The following is a 21,239-nucleotide window of genomic DNA, read 5'->3' on the forward strand; positions in this document are numbered from 1 at the left end:
CTCCACCTCGATATCGGCTTTTCCCGCCCTGTTCACTGGCTTCGTATGCGGTTTGCGGCATGGCCAGCCGGCCTGTCGGCCATAGGCGTCCTGCTCCTTTGCTGCACCGGCGTGCAGGCCGACGAACCGCCACCTCCCCTGATCGTCTCCCAGGATCACGCCTGGCCCCCCTTTGCCTTCGAAGATAACGGGGGCGAGCCTCGCGGCTTGCTGGTAGACCTGTGGCAGGAGATCGCGAACGAACTCGACCGTCCAGTGGAATTCCGACTGGTCGACTGGCCGCGCACCCTGGATCTCGTCCGCGGTGGCGAGGCTGATGTGCACGGCGGGCTGATCCAGTCTCCCGAGCGCGAACAAACCCTGGCCTTCAGCGAAGTACTGCTCCCGCTGCGGACCTTCGCGTTCGTGCGCACCGGCGCGCCCGTGGCCCGACTGGACGAACTCGCGCACAAACCGGCTGGCGTGGTGGCGGGCAGCTTCGAACTCGAGTTCATGCGGCGCGAACGACCTGAACACCCGCTGCAGGTCTTCGACAACAACGAGCAGATGGTGCGCGCCGCGCTGGAAGGCACGATCGATGTCTTCGTGGGCGACTACCCGGTCGCCATGTACCTGCTGGACCGTCATGGCGAGCCGGGCATGTTTCACCCCCTGGAGCTGCTCTACGAGCAGCCCCTGCGCGCAGCGGTAACGCACGCTAACGAGGAATTGCTGGACGAAATCAACACGGCCATCGCCCAGCTGGATGACGAACTGCTGCGCCAGATCACGCAGCGCTGGATCCACTCCGATACGGTCGAGGTGTTCCCCGCCTGGCTGCTCCCAACCGTCATTGGCCTGAGCCTGCTGGCGGTATTGCTGTATGCCGCATTGCTGCTTCGCCAGCGGCGTGCGCTCGAGACCCGCGTTCGCGAGCGCACCGCCGAACTCGAGGACGAGCGCGAGCTGTTCCGCACCCTGACCGAACACGCTGCGGCCGGCGTATTCATCCTCCAGAATGACCATTTCCAGACCGTGAATCCGGCCCTTTCCCGCATCCTCCAGCGCCCCGAACACTGGCTGCTGAACCAGCCCTTCTACGAGATCATCCACCCGGAACAGCGCGAGGCCGTGACTCAGCGGGCTCGCGACCGGATCGCGGGCAAGAAGGTGCCGGACCACTACGAGATGAAGGTCATCACCGGTAACGGCGAGACGCGCTGGGTCGAGCTGACCGCCGGCCGCGTGGAGCTGCAAAGCGGCGCGGCCAGCATTGGCACGATATACGACATCACCGAGCGGCACCTGCTGGAGGAACAGTTGCGCGCCAGCGAGGCCCAGTACCGCCAGCTGGTCGAGAACATCGGGGACATCATCTACACCCTCACGCCGGACGGCGTCATCACCTATGTCTCCCCGCAATGGACACGAGTGCTGGGTTACACCGCCGAAGAGGCGACCGGAACCCCCATCGCCGACTACGTCCATCGGGAGGACCGCGGGGAATGCGGCCGCTTCCTCCAACGCACCCTCCGTTCGGAGCAGAACGACCAGGAAATCGAGTACCGCGTCCGGCATCAGAGTGGGGAATGGCGCTGGCACGTCTCCAGCGGCGCCCCGATCCGCAGCGCGACGGGCGAGATCACAGGCTATGTGGGCGTTGCTCGAGACATCACCGATCGCCGCCGCATGCACGACGAGCTTCAGTATCAGGCACGTTTCAACGCCATGCTGGCGCGCCTGTCCTCGGACTTCGTGACCGCCAGCGCCGACTTGATGGACGAGCGACTGGATGCTGCCCTGGCCGACATCGGGCGCTTTTTCGAGAGCGATCGCTGCTATCTGTTCGAGTTATCACCTGATGGCACACACATGGACAACACCCATGAATGGTGTGCCCCCGGCGTATTCTCCGTAATGGACCAACTGCGGGATGTGGACATCAAAAAGCTACCCTGGTGGCGCACCCGCATGCTGGAGATGATCGAGCAGCGCATACCGGTGGTGATTCCCGTGGTGGACGAGCTCCCGGAGGAGGCGGCCACCGAGCGCGAGTTGTTCCGGCGACAAGGCGTCAAGACCCTGATCTGCGTACCCATCCTGGCCGGACAGCAGGTCACCGGCTTCGTCGGCATGGACATGCTGCGCCCGCGCACCTGGCGCAAGGATCAGGATGAATTGCTGCTGGTGCTCGGCAACCTGATCTCGGAGGCACTGCAGCGCAACCACCTGGAGATCCAGCTACGCGATCTTGGGATCACCGACCCGTTGACCGGCCTGTACAACCGCCGCTACCTGATGGAGCGCCTGCGCGAACAGATCGAGGCCTGGCGCCGCCACGGCGAAGATTTTGCCGTGGCGATCCTGGATCTGGACCACTTCAAGACCCTCAATGACACCCACGGACACCTGGCCGGCGACGAGGTTCTGCGCAACTTCGGCGATCTGTTGCGGCGCCAGCATCGGGCCTTCGACATTGTGGCTCGCTTTGGCGGCGAGGAATTCATCGTGGTCCTCACCCGTGTCGATCACGAGGCCGCCACCACCGCCATCGAACGCCTGCTGGAGGCCACCCGCGAACTCGACACACGCTTCGAGGACGAATCGCTGGCCTTCACGGTCAGCGCCGGACTGGCCTGGTCCGACGAGTGCGACCCCGGGCACCTCACGCCCGAAACCCTGATCAATCGGGCCGACGATCGTCTCTATCGCGCGAAGGCTCAGGGCCGCGACCGGCTTGTGGCCGGAGACACGTAACCCATCCGGGACACGTTGAATACGTCAGTGCCTCCCGGCGCCCCGTGGACCCGACAGTCGGCTGAGCGCCCACAACCCGAGCGCGGGCCCGGGCAGCAACAGCCACAACACCCACAGCCCGATGTCGTCCCACAGCCAGGCGGTGACCAGGATCGAAGGCAGGGTGAGCGCAAAGCCGATGGCATTCATCACGCTCAGGGCAGAGCCCACCGCATCCGGTGGCGCACTCTCCGCGGCCAGCGCCGAGAACTGGGGCGAATCCGCGATCACCGTCAGCCCCCAGAGGGCGAGCAGGCCCAGAAGCAGCCATGGCGCCAGTCCAGCCAGCAACGGGTACAGCAGGCACACCAGCCCGGATGTCGCCAGCGCCACCCGTGCGACCCGCAGGCTCCCCAGACGGCGGCTCAGGCGGCCACCCCAGACACAGCCCACCGCGCCCAGCCCGATCACCGCGAAGGCCAGCCAGGGCACCAGGCCGGCGGGGGCATCCAGACGGGCCAGTTCATGCGCAACCAGCAGCGGAACCAGCGTCCAGAAGGCGTACAGCTCCCAGCAATGGCCGAAATAACCGCCGGCCACCGCACGAAAGTCACGCCCGCCCAATGCACGAAAGCCCTTGCCCAGCCCCGGTGTGCGCCCCGCCGGCGGCAGATGCGGGCCGTCGCCCAGGCGCGCGATCATCCCGGCGGCCGCCACCGCCAGCACGGAGGCCAGCATCATCGGTACCGGCCAGACCAAATCGAGGGTCACGCCCCGCAAGAGATGAGGAAGCGCCGTTCCCAGCGTGAGCATCCCGAGCAGCCAGGACAGGGCCCAGCCCTTTTGCTGCGGCGTCCAGCTGATCACCAACTTCATGCCCAGCGGATACACCCCGGCCAGGCACAGCCCGACGACAAAGCGCACGGCCAGTGCCAGCTCCCAGACGCCGGCCAGCAGGATGAACCCGGCATTGACCAGTGCCCCCAGCAGCGCGGACACCATGAACAGGCGACTCGCACGCACCCGGTCGGCCAGCCCGGTTGCGGCCGTCACCAGGGTACCGGTGATGAATCCCAGCTGGGTCGCCATCGTCAGCCACCCAATCTCGGTCGCCGTCCAGCCCAGTTCCTGCTGCAGAGACAACCCGACCCCGTTCACACTGAACCACAGCGAGGTCGCAAAGAGCTGAGCGATCACGATCGCCGCCAGGGGATGGCGGTGCAGCAGTCCGACGTAATGGCCTGCCTGCACGAGTGCTAAACCGCCACACGGCCCGGACAGACGTCACTCAGTGGGCATCCCTGACAAAGCGGTTTGGGTCGGCAGCGCTGCTTGCCGTGTTCCACGATCAGGGCGTGCAGATCATTAAAGGCCTGCGCATCCGGCCCCAGCTCCGACTCCACCCAGACCCGCAGGTCGTCGTAGGCGCCGCGGGCATGCGGCAGGCCCAGCCGCTCGAACAACCGCCGGGTATAGGCATCGACCACGAACACCGGCCGTTCGAACGCATACAGCACGATGTCGTCCGCCGTCTCCGGCCCAACCCCCTTCACACTCAAAAGGGCCGAGCGCAGGGCCTCGGTCTCCATGCGGGCCAGGGCTTCCACGCCACCCTGCTGTTCCAGAAAGCGCAGCAGGTGCCGCAGGCGGTCGGCCTTCACGTTGAAGTAACCGCTCGGCCGGATGTGCTCGGCCAGGATCTCGTGCGGGAGCTCCAGCAGCGACTCCGGATCCAGTACATCCCCCGCGCGCAGATTGGCGATTGCGCGTTCGACATTGGTCCAGCTGGTGTTCTGCGTAAGCACCGCGCCCACCATGACCTCGAACGCCGACTCCGCCGGCCACCACTGCAGATCACCGTAGGCACCCTGCAGGCGCTGCCGGACCTCGGACACCCGCAACGGCATCAGGAACGCGCCCGACCACCCGGCTTGCGCGGCCCGCCCTTGCGCCCGGCACCTCCCGGCCCCGAACGCCCGGTCTTGCCGCCCTTGCCGGGGCCGCTCCCCGGCTTGGTAGAGGTCCAGCGATCCGCTTCGCGTACGCGCCCCCCCGACTTGCCCCGTTTGCCACGCGCGGGCCGAGTGTTGCGGCCCGGTCCGCGGCGCCGGCCCCGCTCGCGAATGGATTCCGGCACCGGCAGTTCGACCGCCTCGTACAGGGCCTCGACCTCGCGCACCTCCAGATCGCGGGAGGCGCCCGTCTTCAGGCCGCGCCCGAGGACCACCGGTCCGTAGCGCACCCGGATCAGCCGGCTGACGGTCACACCGACCGCATCCCACAGGCGGCGCACCAGGCGGTTGCGGCCTTCACTGACCACGACATGAAACCAGTGATTGGCACCGTCGCCGCCACGCTCTTCCAGGACATCGAAACGCGCGGGACCATCCTCCAGCTCGACCCCTTCCAGCAGCATGCGCCGCGTATCGTCGGGGACCTCGCCCAGCACCCGCACCGCATATTCGCGCTCCAGCGAATGGCTGGGGTGCATCAGGCGATTGGCCAGTTCGCCATCGGTGGTGAACAGGAGCAGCCCCGAGGTATTCAGGTCGAGACGCCCGACCGCCACCCAGCGCTGCCCCTTCAGGCGCGGCAGGCTGGCGAACACCGGCTTGCGGCCCTCGGGATCCGAGCGACTGCAGATCTCGCCGACGGGCTTGTGATACACGAGCCAGCGATGGGCATGCTCCGCCATGTGGATCACGCGCCCGCGCACGCGGATCACGTCATTCGGCCCCACCTGGTCGCCCAGCTTGGCCGTGCGCTGGTTGACCTTCACCTCGCCGCGCTCGATCCAGCCCTCGATCTCGCGCCGCGAACCGAGGCCGCGCGCCGCCAGGACCTTCTGTACCCGCTCCGACATTCCTGCTGACTCCAGACGTCTCGATCCGCCCGCATTGCCGCGACCGGACCCGCATTCATTATGATGGGCGCTCACGATACACCAACAGGACGTTGCCCATGACCGCCAAGAGCCCGGAAACCACTCCCGTCCAGACCCCGCTGAACATCGCCGTCCTCACCGTATCCGACAGCCGAACCCTGGCCGAGGACCGCTCCGGCGATGCCCTGGTCGAACGGCTGGAGGGCGCAGGGCACCACCTGGCCGAGCGCCGCGTGGTCCGGGATGACATCTACGCGATCCGCGCCGACCTCTCGCGCTGGATTGCGGACCCGGAGATCGACGCGGTGCTGACCACTGGCGGCACCGGCATCACGGGCCGCGACGGCACCCCGGAGGCGGCCTCGGTGCTGCTGGACAAGACCATCGAGGGCTTCGGCGAGCTGTTCCGGGCACTGTCCTATGAAGAGATCGGCACCTCCAGCCTGCAGTCCCGCGCCCTGTCGGGGGTCGCCAACGGCACCTATATCTTCGTGCTGCCCGGCTCCACCGGCGCCTGCCGCACCGCCTGGGACCGCATCATCCAGGCCCAGCTCGACGACCGCACCATGCCCTGCAACCTCACCATGCTGATGCCGCGCCTGAAGGAGTCCTGAGCGGTCAATCGGGATCTGCCCCGGGCTCGTCGGGCGCGAAGCACACCGGCGAAGCGCGTTCTCCGGTTCGCTCCTCCTCGGCCCTCTCGGCATTGAGGAGATCGCGCAACACCGCCACGTGGCTGTGTTCCACGTCCCGAGTAGCCGTCAGCAGCGTCAGGCAGCCACGGCGGGCATACCCCAGCAACCGGCCAAAGGCCTCGGAGCCCGCGTCCAGTTCGGCCTGATAACGACGGCTGAAGTCACGCCAGCGACTTGGGTCATGCGCGAACCAGCGGCGCAAGTCCGGCGATGGCGCGACAGACTTCTCCCATGCGTCGAGTACGAGCGCGGACTTCTTGACGCCGCGAGGCCAGAGGCGATCAACCAGTACACGGGCCCCATCGTCGGGATCGACCGGATCGTAGACGCGCCGGATCCGCACCCGTTCCATGCCGCGATTACCGGTCCACGTGGGTCTGCAGCCAGTATTCGAGCAGGGCGGCATGCCAGAGTTTGGAGCCCTGGATACGGGTGAAGTACTGGTCCGGTGCATCCAGCAGCTTGTCGATATAGGCCGGCTGATAGAGGCCCCGCTCGCGCGAGGCGCGCGAGGTGAGAATGTCGCGCATGAATTCGAGAAAGTCGCCACGCACGTATTTCAGCGCCGGCACCGGGAAGTAGCCCTTGGGCCGGTCCAGCACCGCATCCGGCAGGCGGCCGCGCGCGATGCGCCGCAAGACATCCTTGCCGCCATCGCCAAGCTTCAGGTGCGGCGGCATCGCGGCGGCAATCTCCACCAGCTCGTGATCCAGGAACGGCACCCGCGCCTCCAGGCCGAAAGCCATGGTCATGTTGTCCACGCGCTTGACCGGGTCGTCCACGATCAGCGTGGTCACATCCAGCGCCAGCACCGCATCGATAAAGGAGTCCGCACGGTCGGTCTCGAGCTCGGCGAACTGCTCGCGCAGCCAGTCGCCGGTGATGTCGTTCGCGGGGGGATGACGCAGCATCTCGGCCATCTCGGGGTGATCGCGGTCGAAGTAGTGGCGCCGGAAGCGTTCCACCCAGTCACCGTGGCGATCCTCCGCCATCTGCGGATACCAGAAATAGCCACCGAAGACCTCGTCGGCACCCTGGCCCGACTGGACCACCTTCACGTGCCGCGAGACCTGCTCGGAGAGCAGGTAGAAGGCCACCGCATCCTGGCCGAACATCGGCTCGGCCATCGCGCCGACGGCCTCCGGCAGCCGGGCCAGGACCTGGTCGTTCGGGATCAGCGTGGCCTGGTGGTCGGTCGCGTAGCGTTCGGCGACCGGATCGGAATATTCGAACTCGGAACCCTTCTCCTCCGGCTGGTCCTCGAAGCCGACGGTAAAGGTACGCAGGTCTTGCGCCCCCTCCTCCATGGCCAGTGCCACCAGCAGCGAAGAGTCCAGCCCGCCCGACAGCAGAACGCCCACCGGGACGTCGGCCACCTCCAGGCGCTTGCGCACGGCACTGCGCAGGGCGTGTTCGATGCGCTCCTGCCACTCGTTATCCGATACCGGCTCGGCCGGGCGGCGTGCGTGCAGCGTCCAGTAGCGCTGCAGCCGCTCCTGTCCCCGGGCGTCGATGCTCAGGTAATGCCCCGGCTCGAGTTTGCGGATGCCGCGCAATACGGTACGCGGCGCCGGCACCACCGCGTGCAGCGAGAACAGCATGTGCAGTGCCTCGGCATCCAGCTCGGTATCCACGTCGCCCGCCGCCAGCAAGGCCTGGGTATTCGAGGCGAAACGAATGCCGTTGCCCGTGCGCGCCAAGTACAGCGGCTTGATGCCCATGCGGTCGCGCGCCAGCAGCAGACGCTGGGCGTGGCCGTCATACAGGGCGAAGGCGAACATCCCGTGCAACCGCGCCACGATGCCCTCGCCCCACTCGGCATAGCCGCGCAGGATGACCTCGGTATCACCCGTCGAGAAAAAGCGGTGGCCGCGGCCTTCCAGCTCCGAACGCAGCGCCCGGAAGTTGTAGATCGCGCCGTTGAACACCAGCGCGAGCCCGGTCTCCGGGTCGAACATCGGCTGGTGCGCGCGCTGCGACAGATCCAGGATCGACAGCCGCCGGTGCCCCAGCGCGACCCGCCCGGAGGCCCACAGCCCGTCGGCATCCGGCCCGCGCCGTTCCAGGCTGGGCAGCATGCGCGCCACCGCCTCGCCGCTCGCGCGCCGCTCGCCCCAGACGAATTCTCCCGCGATCCCGCACATCGATTCATTCCTTGCTGGTTGGGTGGCTTGGTTTTGGAAACGGCTTGTTACCGCCCGACGCGGGCAGGGGCTTCGCCTGCAAGCAGGCTCCTACCGTTCAGGGGGCTCTGACGGGGTTGCGCCGAAGGTGGCCTCCAGGGCCTCCATCAGGGCCTGACTGGCGGCCCCGGCGCGATCGCGATCCGCGTGCGCCATGTAGAACGGCACCTCGTGGCGCGTGCCCGCCTCCAGGTTGAGTTCGACCAGACGCCCCTGCGCGAGATCCTCCGCGATGCGATCCAGCGGCAGCCAGGCAAAGCCGATCCCGGAGCACAGGATCTCGCGCGCGGTACTCATGTGCGAGACCGTCCAGCGCTGGTCGGCCTCGAGCCAGCCACCCTCCCCGGCCTGCTGCTCGCCGGAATCACGAACCACGATCTGGCGCTGAGCCTGCAGGTCCCGCCGCGTCAGTCGACGGCCGTCGGCCAGCGGATGCCCCGGGTGTGCCACGCAGACCATGACCTGGTCCGTCAGCCAGGCACCCAGATAGCCGCCCGGAAGCTCCGGCGCGATCAGGATATCCACCCGGCCTTCGCGCAGGAGTTCCGGACCGCCGCTCAGGACGACCTCCTCCAGCTGAACACGCGTGGCCGGATAGGCACGGGAAAAACGCTCCAGTGCCTGGATCACAGGCCCCCGCGGCAGGATCTGGTCCACCGCCAGCCGGACCTCGGACTCCACACCGGCGGCGAGCGCACCGGCCAGGGCCTCGATCTCGGCGGCCTCCTCCAGCAGGTGCTCGGCACGGCGCAGCAGCGCCTCACCCGCCGGGGTCAGGACCGCCTTGCGGCCCTGTACCTCGAAGACCTCGACGCCCAGGCGCTCCTCCAGTTTCTGCACCGCATGGTTCACGCTGGAGGGGCTCTTGTGCACCTGTTCCGCGGCACGGGCAAAACCGCCGGCGGCCACCACCGCCTGCAGCATGCGCCACTGCTCCAGGGAGACGCGAATCAAGGAACCCGCCCCCGCCGGCACCCCGCCCACCCCGGTCCGACACGGCTTCGATCCAGGGGCGAAAGGCGGTCCGGCCAGCGCCGCGAGTGGCCCGCAAACGGGCGCGATTCGAGCCCGGCTGGCGCCACTCTAGTGTTCCTCCGGGCACCCGCAACCGGTCTTGTGCATGCGCCGATGCCACTCTTCGCGCATCCGCGCGTACGCGGTCGTGGTCATCAGCAGCACATGAACCGTGGAGGGGTAGATCCGGCCGTCCATGCGCAGGGTCTCGGTCAGCTCCGGGTCCTTGCCCTCGGGAATGTAGAAAAAGTCCTGCCCTTCGCGCAGCTGGTCTTTTTGCGCCTTGAACAGGCGAAAGGCCGTGCCCTTGGGCACACCGTTCCATTCGTCAATCTGACGCAGGCTCAAGGTGGCATACCCCGCGTGGATGATCGGGTCCGGCGGGGTGGCGCTGGCGGAACCCTCGCGCCCCGGAAACAGTCCTGCACTACGGGGGTCTTCGTCGCTTTCGATCCTCATGCTGGCATTATGGCATGCCGACAGCCGGCCGACGGAACAGGACGACACGGATGGAATTGCTACAGGAATACGGGCTGTTCTTCGCCAAACTCGTAACCGCCCTCGTGGTGGTGCTGATCTTCGTGAGTGCCGTGGCGGGGGTGGTCGCCAAGAGCCGCGAGAGGCGGCCGGACCGCCTGACGGTACGCAAGCTGAACGATCGCTATCGCCGCATGGAGAAGACCATTCGCCACGCGGTGGAGGGCAGCGCGAACTGGCGGGCGCGGTTGCGCAAAAAGCTGGGCTGGCAACGCGGCGATTCGTCGTCAGGCGAACGCGATGCAGGCGAAGCGTCCGGGTCGGATGCCCCGGCCGATGAATCCGTCGACAAGGAGCGCCCCCGGGTCTATGTGTTGCGCTTCACGGGCGACATCCGCGCCTCCAGCGTCGACAGCCTGCGCGAGGAAATCACCGCGATCCTGACCCTCGCTCGCCCCGAACAGGACCGCGTCATCGTATGCCTGGAGAGCCCGGGCGGGCTCGTCCCGTCCTACGGCCTGGCCGCCTCGCAACTGGCCCGCCTGCGTGAAAAGGGGCTGGACCTGACCGTCGCGGTGGACCGGGTCGCCGCGAGCGGCGGGTACATGATGGCCGCGGTGGCAGACCGGATCGTGGCCGCGCCCTTCGCAGTGCTGGGGTCGATCGGGGTCGTGGCCCAGATCCCGAACCTGCACCGCTGGCTGGAGCGCCATGACATCGATGTCGAACTGCTGACCGCCGGCGAATACAAGCGCACCCTGACCGTACTCGGGGAGAACACCGACGAGGGCCGGCGCAAGTTTCGCGAGCAGCTGGACGAGGCCCACGACCAGTTCAAGACGTTTCTTTCCCGCTACCGCCCATCCCTGGATCTGGAGAAAGTGGCGACCGGAGAGCACTGGTACGGAGAACAGGCACACCAGCTGGGCCTGGCCGACGAGCTGCGAACCAGCGATGATCTGCTGCTGGAGACCAGCCGCGAGGCTGACCTGTTCGAGATCACCTATACCCGCCCGCAACGTCTGAGCCGGCGGATTACCCTGGCGATGGAGTCCATCGTCGAGCGCGTGCTGCGCAGCCAGGGACCCGAGGCGCGGCTTTGAGCCATCTCGGCATAAAGGGAAGAAGAACCCGTCCCTGCCCGTCGACCATGCAAAGGACCAATTCGGAGGATATGACCATGAAAAACCGTTCCTGCACCCCCGCGTTGCTGTTGTGTCTGCTCGCCAGCCTGGCCTTGCTTGCCCTGCCGCTGAAGGCGGCCGCAGACGACCAGATGCCCTGGGGCTCGGCCGAGATGATGGACCGTGAATACGAACCACGAAAGGTGGTCTATGACGTCTATGTGGATACCGAAGACGAGCTGAACATGGTGCTCGACCGTGTCAGCATGTTGAACAACGTCTACGAGTCCGATCCCTTCGAGGCCCATATCGTACTGGTCCTGCACGGCCGCGAGGTCCCGTTCTTCACCCGCGACCAGTTCGAGGAACGCGAGGAAACCATGCGCCGTGCCAAGTCCCTGACCGAGGGTGGCGTGGTGGAATTTCGCATGTGCGAGGCCTCCGCCCGGCTGCGCGGCATCGACCACGAAGACGTCCACGGCTTCGTGAACCTGGTGCCCATGGCTGACGCCGAGATCATCGAACTGCAGCACGAGGGCTATCTGCTGATGCAGTGAGGCCCCGCCTGCAGACAGACGCCAGAACCCTGGCGTCTGTCTGTTAACGCCCCTTCAATGGCTGCCCCGAACGAGCCTCCTACGCCCCATCGATGGCACCCCAAGGAATCCCCGCTCATGAAACGACGTCTGCTTGCCCTCCTGATCGCGGCCACCGGCCCCACCCTGGTCCTGGCCGACGAACCGCGAAAGAGCGAACCTGACCGGAATGTCTACATCCCCGGGGCCGAGGACAGCCAAGGCGTGTTGCGCGTGGCAGCGGTCTACAACGGGGACCGCATCCGGATTCACTACGAGTACGAGACCAACAATCCAAGCTGGTATCACCAGTACTGGCGCTACGAGGATGGCGAATGGGTGCGCTATGGCTCCGGCGGGCCGGAGCCGGACGAGCACGGCCTGTACGAAGACCGTATCTCGATGATGCTGGATGACGGCGCGGTCGAGGACTTCATGCGCCTCGGAGGCTGGATCACGGCGCACGAGGGCATGCGCAGCCTGAGCTCGGAGATCGATCGCGACGAGGTGCGCAACCACCCCAAGCTGGGCGAGGAGATGGGGCGCCGCGACGTGCGCAAGTACCTGCCGCAGACCCGCGAGACCGATGACCCGGAAGACGTCTCCTGGGACGCGATCCGTGACGATGACGAACTCGAGGCGATGCGCGACGACGGCGAGTTCCTCGACCTCTGGCAGTGGCGCGCCCATCGCAGCCACCCGGTTGGGTACGCGGACAACGGCTATGTGCTGCACTACCGCCTGAGCTCCGAGGGCGACGGCATGTTCACCGACAACTGGGACGACGACGCCGACCAGCCCGCGTACATGTTCGACCCCGACCAGGTGGGCGCTCCGGCCCTCGACTGGGAACGCCTGGTCGCTGGCGAATACGGCCAGAACGACCCCTACTTCCTGTCGGAAGATAACTCGGTCGCGTTTGACCCCGACTATGACTGGCAGGAGGGCGACACACTGCCCCAGCGCTTCCTGCGCGAGCCCAGTGGCAGCCGCGGCGCGATCGAGGCCTCGGGCGGCTACCAGGACGGGGCCTGGCGCATCGCATTGACCCGCTCGCTCGACGCCCCGGACTCGCGCGACAGCAAGGCGCTTGAGCAGGGCAATACCTATAACGTCGCCTTCGCTGTGCATAACGGTAACGGGGCCCGCTGGCATCTGGTCTCGCTGCCCATGACGCTGGGCCTGGACAATGGCGAGGCCGACATCGAGGCCCAGTACGCGGATGGGCATCTGGACGACGTTGATCTGGAATGGACCGAAATCCCGGTGTTCTACCCTGGGCAGATGACCTACCAGGACCTGCACGGCGACACGCACGGGGCCGGCGGCCCGCTCGTGCGCGACGGCGACCTGGGCGTGCTTGACGCCCATGATCCGGAGGGGCTGGCGGACCTGATCATCGAGCACGAACTGCGTCAGCTCGAGCACTAGGGAGACCAATATCTCCCCAGGACTGATCGTCAGGTCGACCCGGATCGATCCAAGGATGCCTGCGAGGCAGGGAACAGGCGCGGCATCCAGCGCAGGTAGCCGAGCATCCCGAACAGCTCGACCAGCGACTGCAGTACGATGACCATGACGGCCGCGTGCAGGGCCTCCGGCAGCGCAAGGGCCACCGGCAGCACGACAAACGAGTTGCGCGTGCCCAGGCTGAACGCCAGCGTGCGCCCCTGCTCGCCGGGCAGGGCGAAGGCCCGTGCGAGACCCCATGCCAGCGCGGCCGCCCCGAACAGGAACAGCAGGTACACCGGGATCACCCCCAGGAGCTCCCGTCCGCCCTGGAACACCGCCGGGGCCTCCACCAGCGCGATCATTCCCACCACGAGGGCCAGCAGCGGAACGGTAGCGCCCGCGAAGCGGTTCTGCCAGACCTCTACACGCCCCCGCAGCCTGAGCGCCTGTTCCAGCAGGATGGCCGCCAGTAGCGGCAGGCCGATCAGCAGCGCCGCCGCGGCGAACACAGCCGGCGACATCAGGCCCATGGCCTCCCCCGGCCCCAGGATGATGGCCAGATAAGCGGGCAGCATCAGAAACTGGGCCGCCAGGCTCACCGGTGTAAAAGCCGCGGCACGCGCACCATCGCCCCCGCCCTGGCGGGCAAAGGTAATGAACCAGTCGGTGCAGGGCATCAGCAGCACGAGCAGGATGCCCAGCCGTATCGCCGGGTCGGCGGGGGCCAGCGGCAGCAGGGCGACCAGCAACAGGGGTACCAGCACGAAGTTCCCCACGAGCGCGGCGATCAGGAAGCGTCGGTCGTTAAACGCGAGCCGGATCGCCTCCCAGGGGATCTGTGCAAAGGTGGCAAACAACAACAGTCCGAGCGCGATCCATACCCAGGCGATCAGACCCTCGCCAAGCCCCGGCCAGAGGCCAGCCAGCACCAGACCCATCACAATGGCGGCAAGATAGATCCAGACCTGAAGGCGTTCCAGCATCAAGACACGGTACCAGAACCCCACCCTGCCTCCGGGCTTCGTTGCCCTCGACACTGGGACCGTTCAGGCTTGGAAATACTTGATGTATCGATTAGCCGGCAGCCGATGTCATGTCTCAGCAAGAGCCTCTGATTGCCTACCACGATTTCCCTCCCGTCACGCGTGACCGGCTGGAGACCCTGCAGGCGAATCTTGGCTATGTCTGCAACCAGACCTGCTTTCACTGCCACGTGAACGCCGGCCCCAACCGGCGCGAGGTCATGCCGCCGGAGGTCATCGACGAACTGCTCGCCTGCTGCGACCGCTGCGATATCCGCACCCTCGACCTGACCGGGGGCGCTCCGGAACTGAACCCCGGTTTCCGCGCTCTGGTCCGCGCCGCCCGCCAGCGCGGCATACACGTGATCGATCGCTGCAACCTGACCATCCTCGGTGAACCCGGGCAGGAAGACCTGGCCGCGTTCCTGGCCGAACAGGGCGTCGAGGTCGTGGCCTCGCTGCCCTGTTATCTGGAAGAGAACGTCGATGCCCAGCGCGGCGACGGCGTGTTCGAGCGAAGCATTGCCGGTCTGAAGCAGCTCAATGCCCTGGGCTACGGACAGCCCGGCAGAGGATTGGCCCTCAACCTGGTATACAACCCGCAAGGGCCCAGCCTGCCGCCCCCGCAGGCCGAGCTGGAGGCCGCCTACCACGAGCACCTCGAGCGCAAATACGGCATCCGCTTCAACGCGCTGTTCACGATCACCAATATGCCCATCCACCGCTTCGCCAAGACGCTCGCGCGTGAAGGCCGTTACAACACGTACATGCAGACACTGCGAAACGCCCATCAGTCGTCTAATCTCGCAGGCGTCATGTGTCGGACACTCGTCTCGGTCGACTGGCAGGGGTACGTGCACGACTGTGATTTCAACCAGATGCTGGAGTTGCCCCTCGGGGCCGGTCGGGGCGGTCGCGTGCACATCGCCGAGCTCACGCCCGAGTACCTGGCGCAGGCACCGATCGCGGTGGCCGACCACTGCTACGGCTGCACGGCCGGCCAGGGTTCCAGCTGCGGCGGGGCGCTTTGATTCCCCCGCCACCATTCAAATCCTCAACCACGATGAAAAGGAGTTCGTCATGAAAAAGACTCTTCTGGCCACTACCCTGTCACTGGCCCTCGCCGCCACGTCCGCGCAGGCGTTCGATGTGGACGGCATGATCACCAAGGCCAGCCCGCACTCGGCCGCGGAAACGCTGGATCGCCTTGAGTCCACCCTGGAGGCGAACGATGTCAACGTCGCCCTGCGCTGGGACCACGCCGAAAAGGCGGCCGGCGAGGGCATTGATCTGGGTCCGACCGAGCTGCTGCTGTTCGGCAATCCGGCCCTGGGCAGCCACATGTTCACCAGCCGCCAGCACGCGGGCATCGACCTGCCGATGAAGGCACTGGCCTGGACCGATGCGGACGGGCAGACCTGGCTGGCCTATAACGACCCCGTATGGCTGGCCGAGCGCCACGGGATCGACGATCGCGAGGAGGTCGTCGAGCAGATGAGCAACGCGCTCGACAACCTATCCGACGCGGCGATCGCCGACGACTGAGCACCAGCACCCGGCGGGCGATTCGTTATAGTGGGGGCCGGACCCAATTCACCGAGGGACTCATGAATCGCCCGCCTCATTTCAAGCCCTCGGCGCATGCCGAAGATGTGCTCGGCTGGCGCGAGTGGGTCGGCCTGCCGGATCTCGGTCTCGGGGCCATCAAGTGCAAGGTGGATACCGGTGCGCGCAGTTCCGCGCTGCATGCCTTCTATATCGAGAGTTTTACCCGCGACGGGCGTGAATGGGTGCGTTTTGGCATCCATCCCTATCAGCAGGATGACCAGACCGAGGCCTGGTGCGAGGCCCCGGTACTGGATGTTCGCAACGTCACCGACTCCGGCGGTCATACCAGCGAGCGCTACTTCATCGCGACCCGCGCAAAAATCGGTGATCGAGTGGTTCCTCTGGAACTCTCCCTGACCAGCCGCGATACCATGCGCTTTCGTATGCTGCTCGGACGCGAGGCCATGCGGGGACGCTTTCTGGTGGATCCCCGTGCTTCCTTCCTGCTCGGGCGCCCCACTCCACATCTCGCAACACCGGAACCCACGCCCGAATGAAGCTCGGAATCCTCTCGCGCAACAGCAAGCTCTACTCCACCCGGCGCCTGGTCGAGGCCGCCCAGGAACGCGGCCACGAGATCCGCGTGGTGGACCCGCTGCGCTGCTACATGAACATCACCGCACACAAGCCCCAGATTCACTACAAGGGTGATGTGCTCGACCAGTTCAACGCCGTCATCCCGCGTATTGGCGCCTCCATCACCTTCTACGGTACCGCCGTGCTGCGCCAGTTCGAGATGATGAGCGTCTATCCCCTGAACGAGTCGGTGGCCATCTCGCGCTCGCGCGACAAGCTGCGCAGCCTGCAGCTGCTTTCGCGCCGCGGCATCGGCCTTCCGGTGACCGGGTTTGCCCACTCCCCCGATGACATCGACGACCTGCTGGCCACCGTCGGCGGCGCACCTGCCGTGATCAAGCTGCTGGAGGGCACCCAGGGGCTGGGGGTCGTGCTGGCCGAGACCAAGCAGGCCGCCGAGAGCGTGATTCAGGCCTTCATGGGGCTGAAGCAGCACATCCTGGTACAGGAGTACATCAAGGAGGCCAAGGGCTCGGATATCCGCTGCTTTGTGATTGGCGAAAAGGTTGTCGCCTCGATGAAACGCCAGGCGAAAGACGGCGAGTTTCGTTCCAATCTGCACCGCGGCGGCACCGCGACGCTGTGCCGCATCACCCCCGAGGAACGGGCTACGGCGGTGCGCGCGGCCAAGGTGATGGGGCTGAACGTCTGCGGTGTCGACCTGCTGCGTTCCAACCACGGCGCGGTGGTGATGGAGGTCAACTCTTCGCCGGGCCTGGAGGGGATCGAAAACGCCTCCGGAAAGGACGTGGCCGGCATGATCATCGACTTCATCGAGAAGAACGCCAAGCCGAACCGCACCAAGACCAAGGGCCGCGGCTGATGGGCACGCCCCGGGCCGACCGGAACGACCCGATCACCATCGGCGGGACGACCGTCCGCCCCGGTGAACGACGCACGGTGGAACTGCAGCTCGGCGCCCTGTACACCCACACCCCGACCAACATGCCCGTGCAGGTCCTGTGTGGTCGGCGCAAGGGGCCGGTCCTGTTCGTCAGCGCCGCCATCCATGGCGACGAGATCAACGGCGTGGAGATCATCCGCCGCCTGCTGAAGATCCCGGCGCTGCGGCGCATGCGGGGCACGCTGCTGGCGATCCCCGTGGTCAACATGCACGGCTTCATCAACCAGAGCCGCTACCTGCCGGACCGCCGCGACCTGAATCGCTGTTTCCCCGGCTCGCCCAAGGGCTCGCTGGGGGCCCGGGTCGCGCGGCTGTTCATGCGCGAGATCGTCCACCGCAGCACCCATGGGATCGACCTGCATACCGGGGCGATCCATCGCTCCAACCTGCCGCAGATCCGTGCCAACCTCGACCACGCGGAGACGCAGGCCCTGGCACGCGCGTTCGGCGCGCCGGTAATCCTGAATTCCGCGCTCCGTGACGGGTCCCTGCGCGAGGCCGCAGCGGAGCGGGATACCCCGATCCTGCTGTACGAAGCCGGCGAGGCGCTGCGCTTCGACGAGCTGTCCATCCGCGGCGGCGTGCACGGGATCATCGAGGTGATGCGGCATCTCGGCATGCTGCCGGCGAGCCGACGCCGCTCCCCGCGCGAGCCGATCATGGCCCGCACCAGTGGCTGGGTGCGCGCCCCGCAAAGCGGCATCCTGCGCAGCTTTGTCCGTCAGGGCGACCGTGTGGTCCGCGACCAGACGCGCCTGGCGATCGTCTCCGACCCCTTCGGCGAGACCGAGACCGAGGTCCTCGCCCCGGCCTCGGGGATCATCATTGGCCAGCTCAACCTGCCCCTGATCAACGAGGGCGACGCCCTGTTCCATATCGCGCAGTTCAACCGGACCGATCTGGCGGTGGAGCGCCTGGAGACCTTCCAGGAAAACCTCGAGGCCAGCGACTACCCCTACGCCGACGCCCAGCGCCCGGAAACGCCCTGACGTTCACACTCGCGGGGGATCAAAACCCTCCACCAGCACGTCTACGGCTTGAACTCATTCAACCAGAACCCCGTCGATGATCCGTTTGCCCCTGTGCCTCAACACCCTGCTCCTGGCGGGCGCCCTGTGTGCCAGCCCCACCCTGGCGCAAGAGATCGCCGAAGAAACCCCGGACGATGCCCAGACCGGCGCGGTGTCAGCCGCCACCGGCATCGATGCGGGTGGCGCCGAGATACCGGTCGAACGCTACCCCGCCGATGGCAAGGCCGTGCTACTGTGGTTCCCGTCCGAGCACGGGCTGCTGGACGGCCACCGGCAGCAGGCCCTGGCGCTGCAGGCCGCGGGCATCGAGGTCTGGCTGGCGGACCCGTTTGCCGGGCATTTCCTCCCGGAGGCCGCCTCCAGCTTCGACGAGATGCCGACCGCAACCGTGGGCGACCTGATCGAGGCCGCACACGCGGAGGACGAACGCGCGGTGTTCGTGTTCGGCAACGACCGCGCCCTGCCCTGGCTGCTCATGGGTCTGTATCAATGGCAGGAGGACCATCCGGAGGCCGAGCACCTCGCGGGGCTGCTCATGATGAGCCCGTACCTGCATACCGGCGTGGACACCGACGAAGCCGAGATGCAGCCCATCGTCGGCGTCACCAACCTGCCGGTCTACATCATCCAGCCCATGCTCTCTCCACAGTTCCAGCACCTGGGCCTGATCCGTTCGGCCCTGAGCGACGGCGGCAGCGCCGTCGGGGCACGCCTGCTGCCCGAGCTGCGTGACCGGTTCTTCTTCCGCCCCGACGCGATGGAGGCCGAGCTCCTGGCACGCGAGATCTTCCACCAGGAGCTCGTCTACGGCATGGACCTGCTGCGCCGCCTGCCGGCCGCGCGCACCGCCGCCGCATCCGACGACCGGGACCTGAGCGTGAACACGCCTACCGGCGGCGACGTCCAGCTGGATGCGCTGGACGAACCGATCGCGGCCCCCGAGCTGGTCCGCCCGGACCTGGCCGGCGAGGAGCACCGTCTGGAGGATTATCGTGGCGAGGTCGTGCTGATCAACTTCTGGGCCAGCTGGTGCCCGCCCTGCGTGCACGAAATGCCGTCCATGCAGCTGCTGGAAGACGAGCTGCGCGAAGAGGGCTTTCGCATCCTCGCGGTGAATCTTGGCGAAGACGAAGAGACCATCCGCGACTTCATCGAGAACGAGGTGCAAACGGAGTTCACCATCCTGCTCGACCCGAACCAGGAGTCGCTGAACGACTGGCGCGCGATGGCCTATCCCACCAGCTATGTCGTCGACCGCGAGGGCAACCTGCGCTACTACCTGTTCGGCGCGATCGAGTGGACCGAGCCCGGCGTCGTCGACCAGATGCGCGAGCTGCTCGAGGAAGACTACGAAGCCCCGGAAGGCGACGACTAGTCCGAACCCGGAGGCGTCCCGAAGGCCTCGCGCAGCCAGTCGCGCAGGGCGTCAAAGCCATGCTCCGCCCGTTCCGAGGGCGGCTGCATGCCCGGGACGAAGCCGTACTCGCGAAACGGCTCCAGCAAGGCCGGATCGCCGCTGATGATGTGCACCGGAACGGCCCAGCTGGCGTCCTGACCGGTGACCAGGGCAGCCGGCTGATGATCGCCCAGCATGAAAAACAGCGTGTCCTCGTCCACGTAGCGGGCGGCATAGCCACCGGTCACCTCCAGCGAGTAACGCACCGACTCCGCGTAGTACTCGCGCACGCGATCGAAGTCCCGCCACAGCGCCTCCGGCGTGGGCCCCTGGCCCGCCCACTCGTCGAAGATCGCGCCGTCCCCGATCGTCTCCCAGTCCTCCAGCACCGGCAGGATCGGGGTCCACGGTGCATGCGAGCTGATCAGGGCCAGCATCGCAAACACGGGGCGTTGCGAGGGCCCGCGGATCTCGCGTTCGAAGAACGACCAGGTGTACTGATCCGGCATGGTCACCCAGAAAAACGGCGGCCCGGCATAGTCGAACCCGTGCTTGTCGATGATGTCGTCCCAGCGAAACCACTGTCCCTCCGGCCAGTCGAGCTGGATCGCCGGCGCCAGCATGGCCGTCTCGTGCCCGGTCGCCTGGAAGTCCTGCACCAGGGTGTCGCGGGTCTGCGCCTGCAGGGCGTCATAATGCCCCGCGTAACGCACCTGCAGGCCCGTCAGCAGCGAGGCCTGCGCCAGCCAGGACTGGCCCCCGGCGATCGGGGCCTCCAGTACTCCGGTCACCACATGCAGGTCCGAGGCCTCGAGCTGCTCGCCAATGGATTCGAGACTCGGCACGATGACCGGGGCATAGCGCTCGTCGAACACGGCCGAGACCCCGTAGGACTCGACCAGCCCCAGGATCACGTCGACGTCAGCCAGACCCGTCAGGGGACGCCCCTCGGCCTGCTCGCGGGTCCGTTCCAGGCCTTCGCGAAAGGCACGGTTCTCCGCCAGCGCCCCCTGCCCGGCCACGATCTGTTCCTGGACCGAAACGATCCCGGGTACGGCTGTACCCGGCGGTGCCTCGCCGCGCACGGAAACGACCGCCCCTACCAGCCCGAGCGTGACCAGCCCGACCGCGATGGACAGGGGTATCCGGCGCTCGGGTAGCGGCTGCGCGGTCAAGCCGAACAGGCCACGAGCGGCGCCCGCGATGACCGCGATCAGCCCCGCGGCCAGGACGACCACCAGCGCCACCGTGACCCAGATATCCAGATTTCCGGTCACCAGCCGCCAGACCGCGTCCAGCAGGATCCAGTCCTGCATCACGTTCAGGGGGCGCACCAGACTGACTCGGGTCAGGGCATCGAACAGTGCCAGCACCACCAGCGCCAGCAGGACGAAACCGGCCAGCCAGGCCAGCGTCCGCGCCAGTCGCCCGGTGGGCAGCAGCGCGAACAGCCCGACCAGCAGGACCGCCTCCCAGGCCAGCCAGTGGGGCCCGATCCCCGCGTGGCGGGGCACATCCAGCCCCAGCAGCACAACGTTGAGTGCCGCAAAGGCCAGCAGCAGTCGGATCATGGGCGGACAGGC

The 21,239-nt window shown here is 66.9% G+C and carries 20 protein-coding genes; 11 read left to right on the forward strand and 9 right to left on the reverse strand.

Annotated elements, in window-relative coordinates; all coding sequences use genetic code 11:
* Positions 1-45 precede the first annotated feature (45 nt).
* Positions 46-2,736 (forward strand): PAS domain S-box protein, encoded by a 2,691-nt coding sequence (locus tag TK90_RS08795; protein WP_012983117.1) that lies wholly within the window; start codon positions 46-48, stop codon positions 2,734-2,736.
* A 24-nt stretch (positions 2,737-2,760) separates the two neighbouring features.
* On the opposite strand, the gene TK90_RS08800 is transcribed toward TK90_RS08795, so the two are convergent.
* From TK90_RS08800 to rluB, 3 genes are read right to left on the reverse strand one after another with little or no spacing between them, the layout of a single operon-like run.
* A complete protein-coding gene (locus TK90_RS08800; RefSeq protein ID WP_012983118.1) occupies positions 2,761-3,966 on the reverse strand; it encodes a nitrate/nitrite transporter in 1,206 nt (401 codons plus the stop codon).
* A 5-nt stretch (positions 3,967-3,971) separates the two neighbouring features.
* Positions 3,972-4,622: an endonuclease III domain-containing protein gene (locus TK90_RS08805; protein WP_012983119.1), complete on the reverse strand. Its 651-nt coding sequence runs from the start codon at positions 4,620-4,622 to the stop codon at positions 3,972-3,974.
* On the reverse strand, positions 4,622-5,578 hold the full coding sequence (rluB, locus tag TK90_RS08810) for a 23S rRNA pseudouridine(2605) synthase RluB (RefSeq protein WP_012983120.1): 957 nt from the start codon (positions 5,576-5,578) through the stop codon (positions 4,622-4,624). The genes TK90_RS08805 and rluB overlap by 1 nt, the downstream gene beginning before the upstream one ends.
* Positions 5,579-5,676: 98 nt before the next feature.
* Between rluB and moaB the strand changes: the two genes are divergently transcribed.
* Positions 5,677-6,213, forward strand: coding sequence for a molybdenum cofactor biosynthesis protein B (gene moaB / locus TK90_RS08815; protein ID WP_012983121.1), 537 nt, complete (start codon positions 5,677-5,679; stop codon positions 6,211-6,213).
* 4 nt (positions 6,214-6,217) lie between these two features.
* On the opposite strand, the gene TK90_RS08820 is transcribed toward moaB, so the two are convergent.
* The 4 genes from TK90_RS08820 to TK90_RS08835 all read right to left on the reverse strand — a co-directional run bounded on the left by TK90_RS08820 (position 6,218) and on the right by TK90_RS08835 (position 9,950).
* The gene (locus TK90_RS08820; protein ID WP_012983122.1) at positions 6,218-6,646 is read right to left on the reverse strand and encodes a DUF488 domain-containing protein; all 429 of its coding nucleotides are present in this window, start codon (positions 6,644-6,646) and stop codon (positions 6,218-6,220) included.
* Between the two features lie 7 nt (positions 6,647-6,653).
* Positions 6,654-8,438 carry an N-acetylglutaminylglutamine amidotransferase gene (locus tag TK90_RS08825; protein WP_012983123.1) on the reverse strand — a complete coding sequence of 595 codons (1,785 nt, stop codon included), beginning with the start codon at positions 8,436-8,438 and terminating at the stop codon, positions 6,654-6,656.
* 90 nt (positions 8,439-8,528) lie between these two features.
* The gene (locus TK90_RS08830; RefSeq protein WP_256364832.1) at positions 8,529-9,431 is read right to left on the reverse strand and encodes a LysR family transcriptional regulator; all 903 of its coding nucleotides are present in this window, start codon (positions 9,429-9,431) and stop codon (positions 8,529-8,531) included.
* A 129-nt stretch (positions 9,432-9,560) separates the two neighbouring features.
* Positions 9,561-9,950: a hypothetical protein gene (locus tag TK90_RS08835; protein ID WP_012983125.1), complete on the reverse strand. Its 390-nt coding sequence runs from the start codon at positions 9,948-9,950 to the stop codon at positions 9,561-9,563.
* Between the two features lie 50 nt (positions 9,951-10,000).
* Between TK90_RS08835 and sohB the strand changes: the two genes are divergently transcribed.
* The 3 genes from sohB (at position 10,001) to TK90_RS08850 (ending at position 13,098) form a co-directional block, all read left to right on the forward strand.
* Complete coding sequence (gene sohB, locus TK90_RS08840) at positions 10,001-11,071, forward strand: protease SohB (RefSeq protein WP_012983126.1); 1,071 nt, start codon at positions 10,001-10,003, stop codon at positions 11,069-11,071.
* Between the two features lie 77 nt (positions 11,072-11,148).
* Positions 11,149-11,649 carry a DsrE family protein gene (locus tag TK90_RS08845; RefSeq protein WP_012983127.1) on the forward strand — a complete coding sequence of 167 codons (501 nt, stop codon included), beginning with the start codon at positions 11,149-11,151 and terminating at the stop codon, positions 11,647-11,649.
* A 117-nt stretch (positions 11,650-11,766) separates the two neighbouring features.
* Positions 11,767-13,098 carry an ethylbenzene dehydrogenase-related protein gene (locus tag TK90_RS08850; protein WP_012983128.1) on the forward strand — a complete coding sequence of 444 codons (1,332 nt, stop codon included), beginning with the start codon at positions 11,767-11,769 and terminating at the stop codon, positions 13,096-13,098.
* Between the two features lie 29 nt (positions 13,099-13,127).
* Here the strand turns inward: TK90_RS08850 and TK90_RS08855 are convergent, their stop codons facing one another.
* Positions 13,128-14,102: an arsenic resistance protein gene (locus tag TK90_RS08855; RefSeq protein ID WP_041444354.1), complete on the reverse strand. Its 975-nt coding sequence runs from the start codon at positions 14,100-14,102 to the stop codon at positions 13,128-13,130.
* Between the two features lie 110 nt (positions 14,103-14,212).
* Between TK90_RS08855 and arsS the strand changes: the two genes are divergently transcribed.
* From arsS to TK90_RS08885, 6 genes are all read left to right on the forward strand, one after another.
* Positions 14,213-15,172 (forward strand): arsenosugar biosynthesis radical SAM (seleno)protein ArsS, encoded by a 960-nt coding sequence (arsS, locus tag TK90_RS08860; protein ID WP_012983130.1) that lies wholly within the window; start codon positions 14,213-14,215, stop codon positions 15,170-15,172.
* Between the two features lie 49 nt (positions 15,173-15,221).
* Positions 15,222-15,686: a DUF302 domain-containing protein gene (locus tag TK90_RS08865; RefSeq protein WP_012983131.1), complete on the forward strand. Its 465-nt coding sequence runs from the start codon at positions 15,222-15,224 to the stop codon at positions 15,684-15,686.
* Positions 15,687-15,748: 62 nt separating this feature from the next.
* Positions 15,749-16,246: an ATP-dependent zinc protease gene (locus TK90_RS08870; RefSeq protein WP_012983132.1), complete on the forward strand. Its 498-nt coding sequence runs from the start codon at positions 15,749-15,751 to the stop codon at positions 16,244-16,246.
* A complete protein-coding gene (rimK, locus tag TK90_RS08875) occupies positions 16,243-17,148 on the forward strand; it encodes a 30S ribosomal protein S6--L-glutamate ligase (protein ID WP_012983133.1) in 906 nt (301 codons plus the stop codon). The genes TK90_RS08870 and rimK overlap by 4 nt, the downstream gene beginning before the upstream one ends.
* On the forward strand, positions 17,148-18,218 hold the full coding sequence (locus TK90_RS08880; RefSeq protein ID WP_012983134.1) for a succinylglutamate desuccinylase/aspartoacylase family protein: 1,071 nt from the start codon (positions 17,148-17,150) through the stop codon (positions 18,216-18,218). The genes rimK and TK90_RS08880 overlap by 1 nt, the downstream gene beginning before the upstream one ends.
* 76 nt (positions 18,219-18,294) lie before the next feature.
* The gene (locus tag TK90_RS08885) at positions 18,295-19,635 is read left to right on the forward strand and encodes a TlpA disulfide reductase family protein (RefSeq protein ID WP_012983135.1); all 1,341 of its coding nucleotides are present in this window, start codon (positions 18,295-18,297) and stop codon (positions 19,633-19,635) included.
* Here TK90_RS08885 and TK90_RS08890 read toward each other — a convergent pair.
* Positions 19,632-21,227 carry a sulfatase-like hydrolase/transferase gene (locus TK90_RS08890; protein ID WP_012983136.1) on the reverse strand — a complete coding sequence of 532 codons (1,596 nt, stop codon included), beginning with the start codon at positions 21,225-21,227 and terminating at the stop codon, positions 19,632-19,634. The two genes, TK90_RS08885 and TK90_RS08890, sit on opposite strands and share 4 nt — an antisense overlap.
* Positions 21,228-21,239: the final 12 nt, after the last annotated feature.

It is taken from the genome of Thioalkalivibrio sp. K90mix, assembly GCF_000025545.1.
In the GTDB taxonomy this organism is placed as follows: Bacteria; Pseudomonadota; Gammaproteobacteria; order Ectothiorhodospirales; family Ectothiorhodospiraceae; genus Thioalkalivibrio.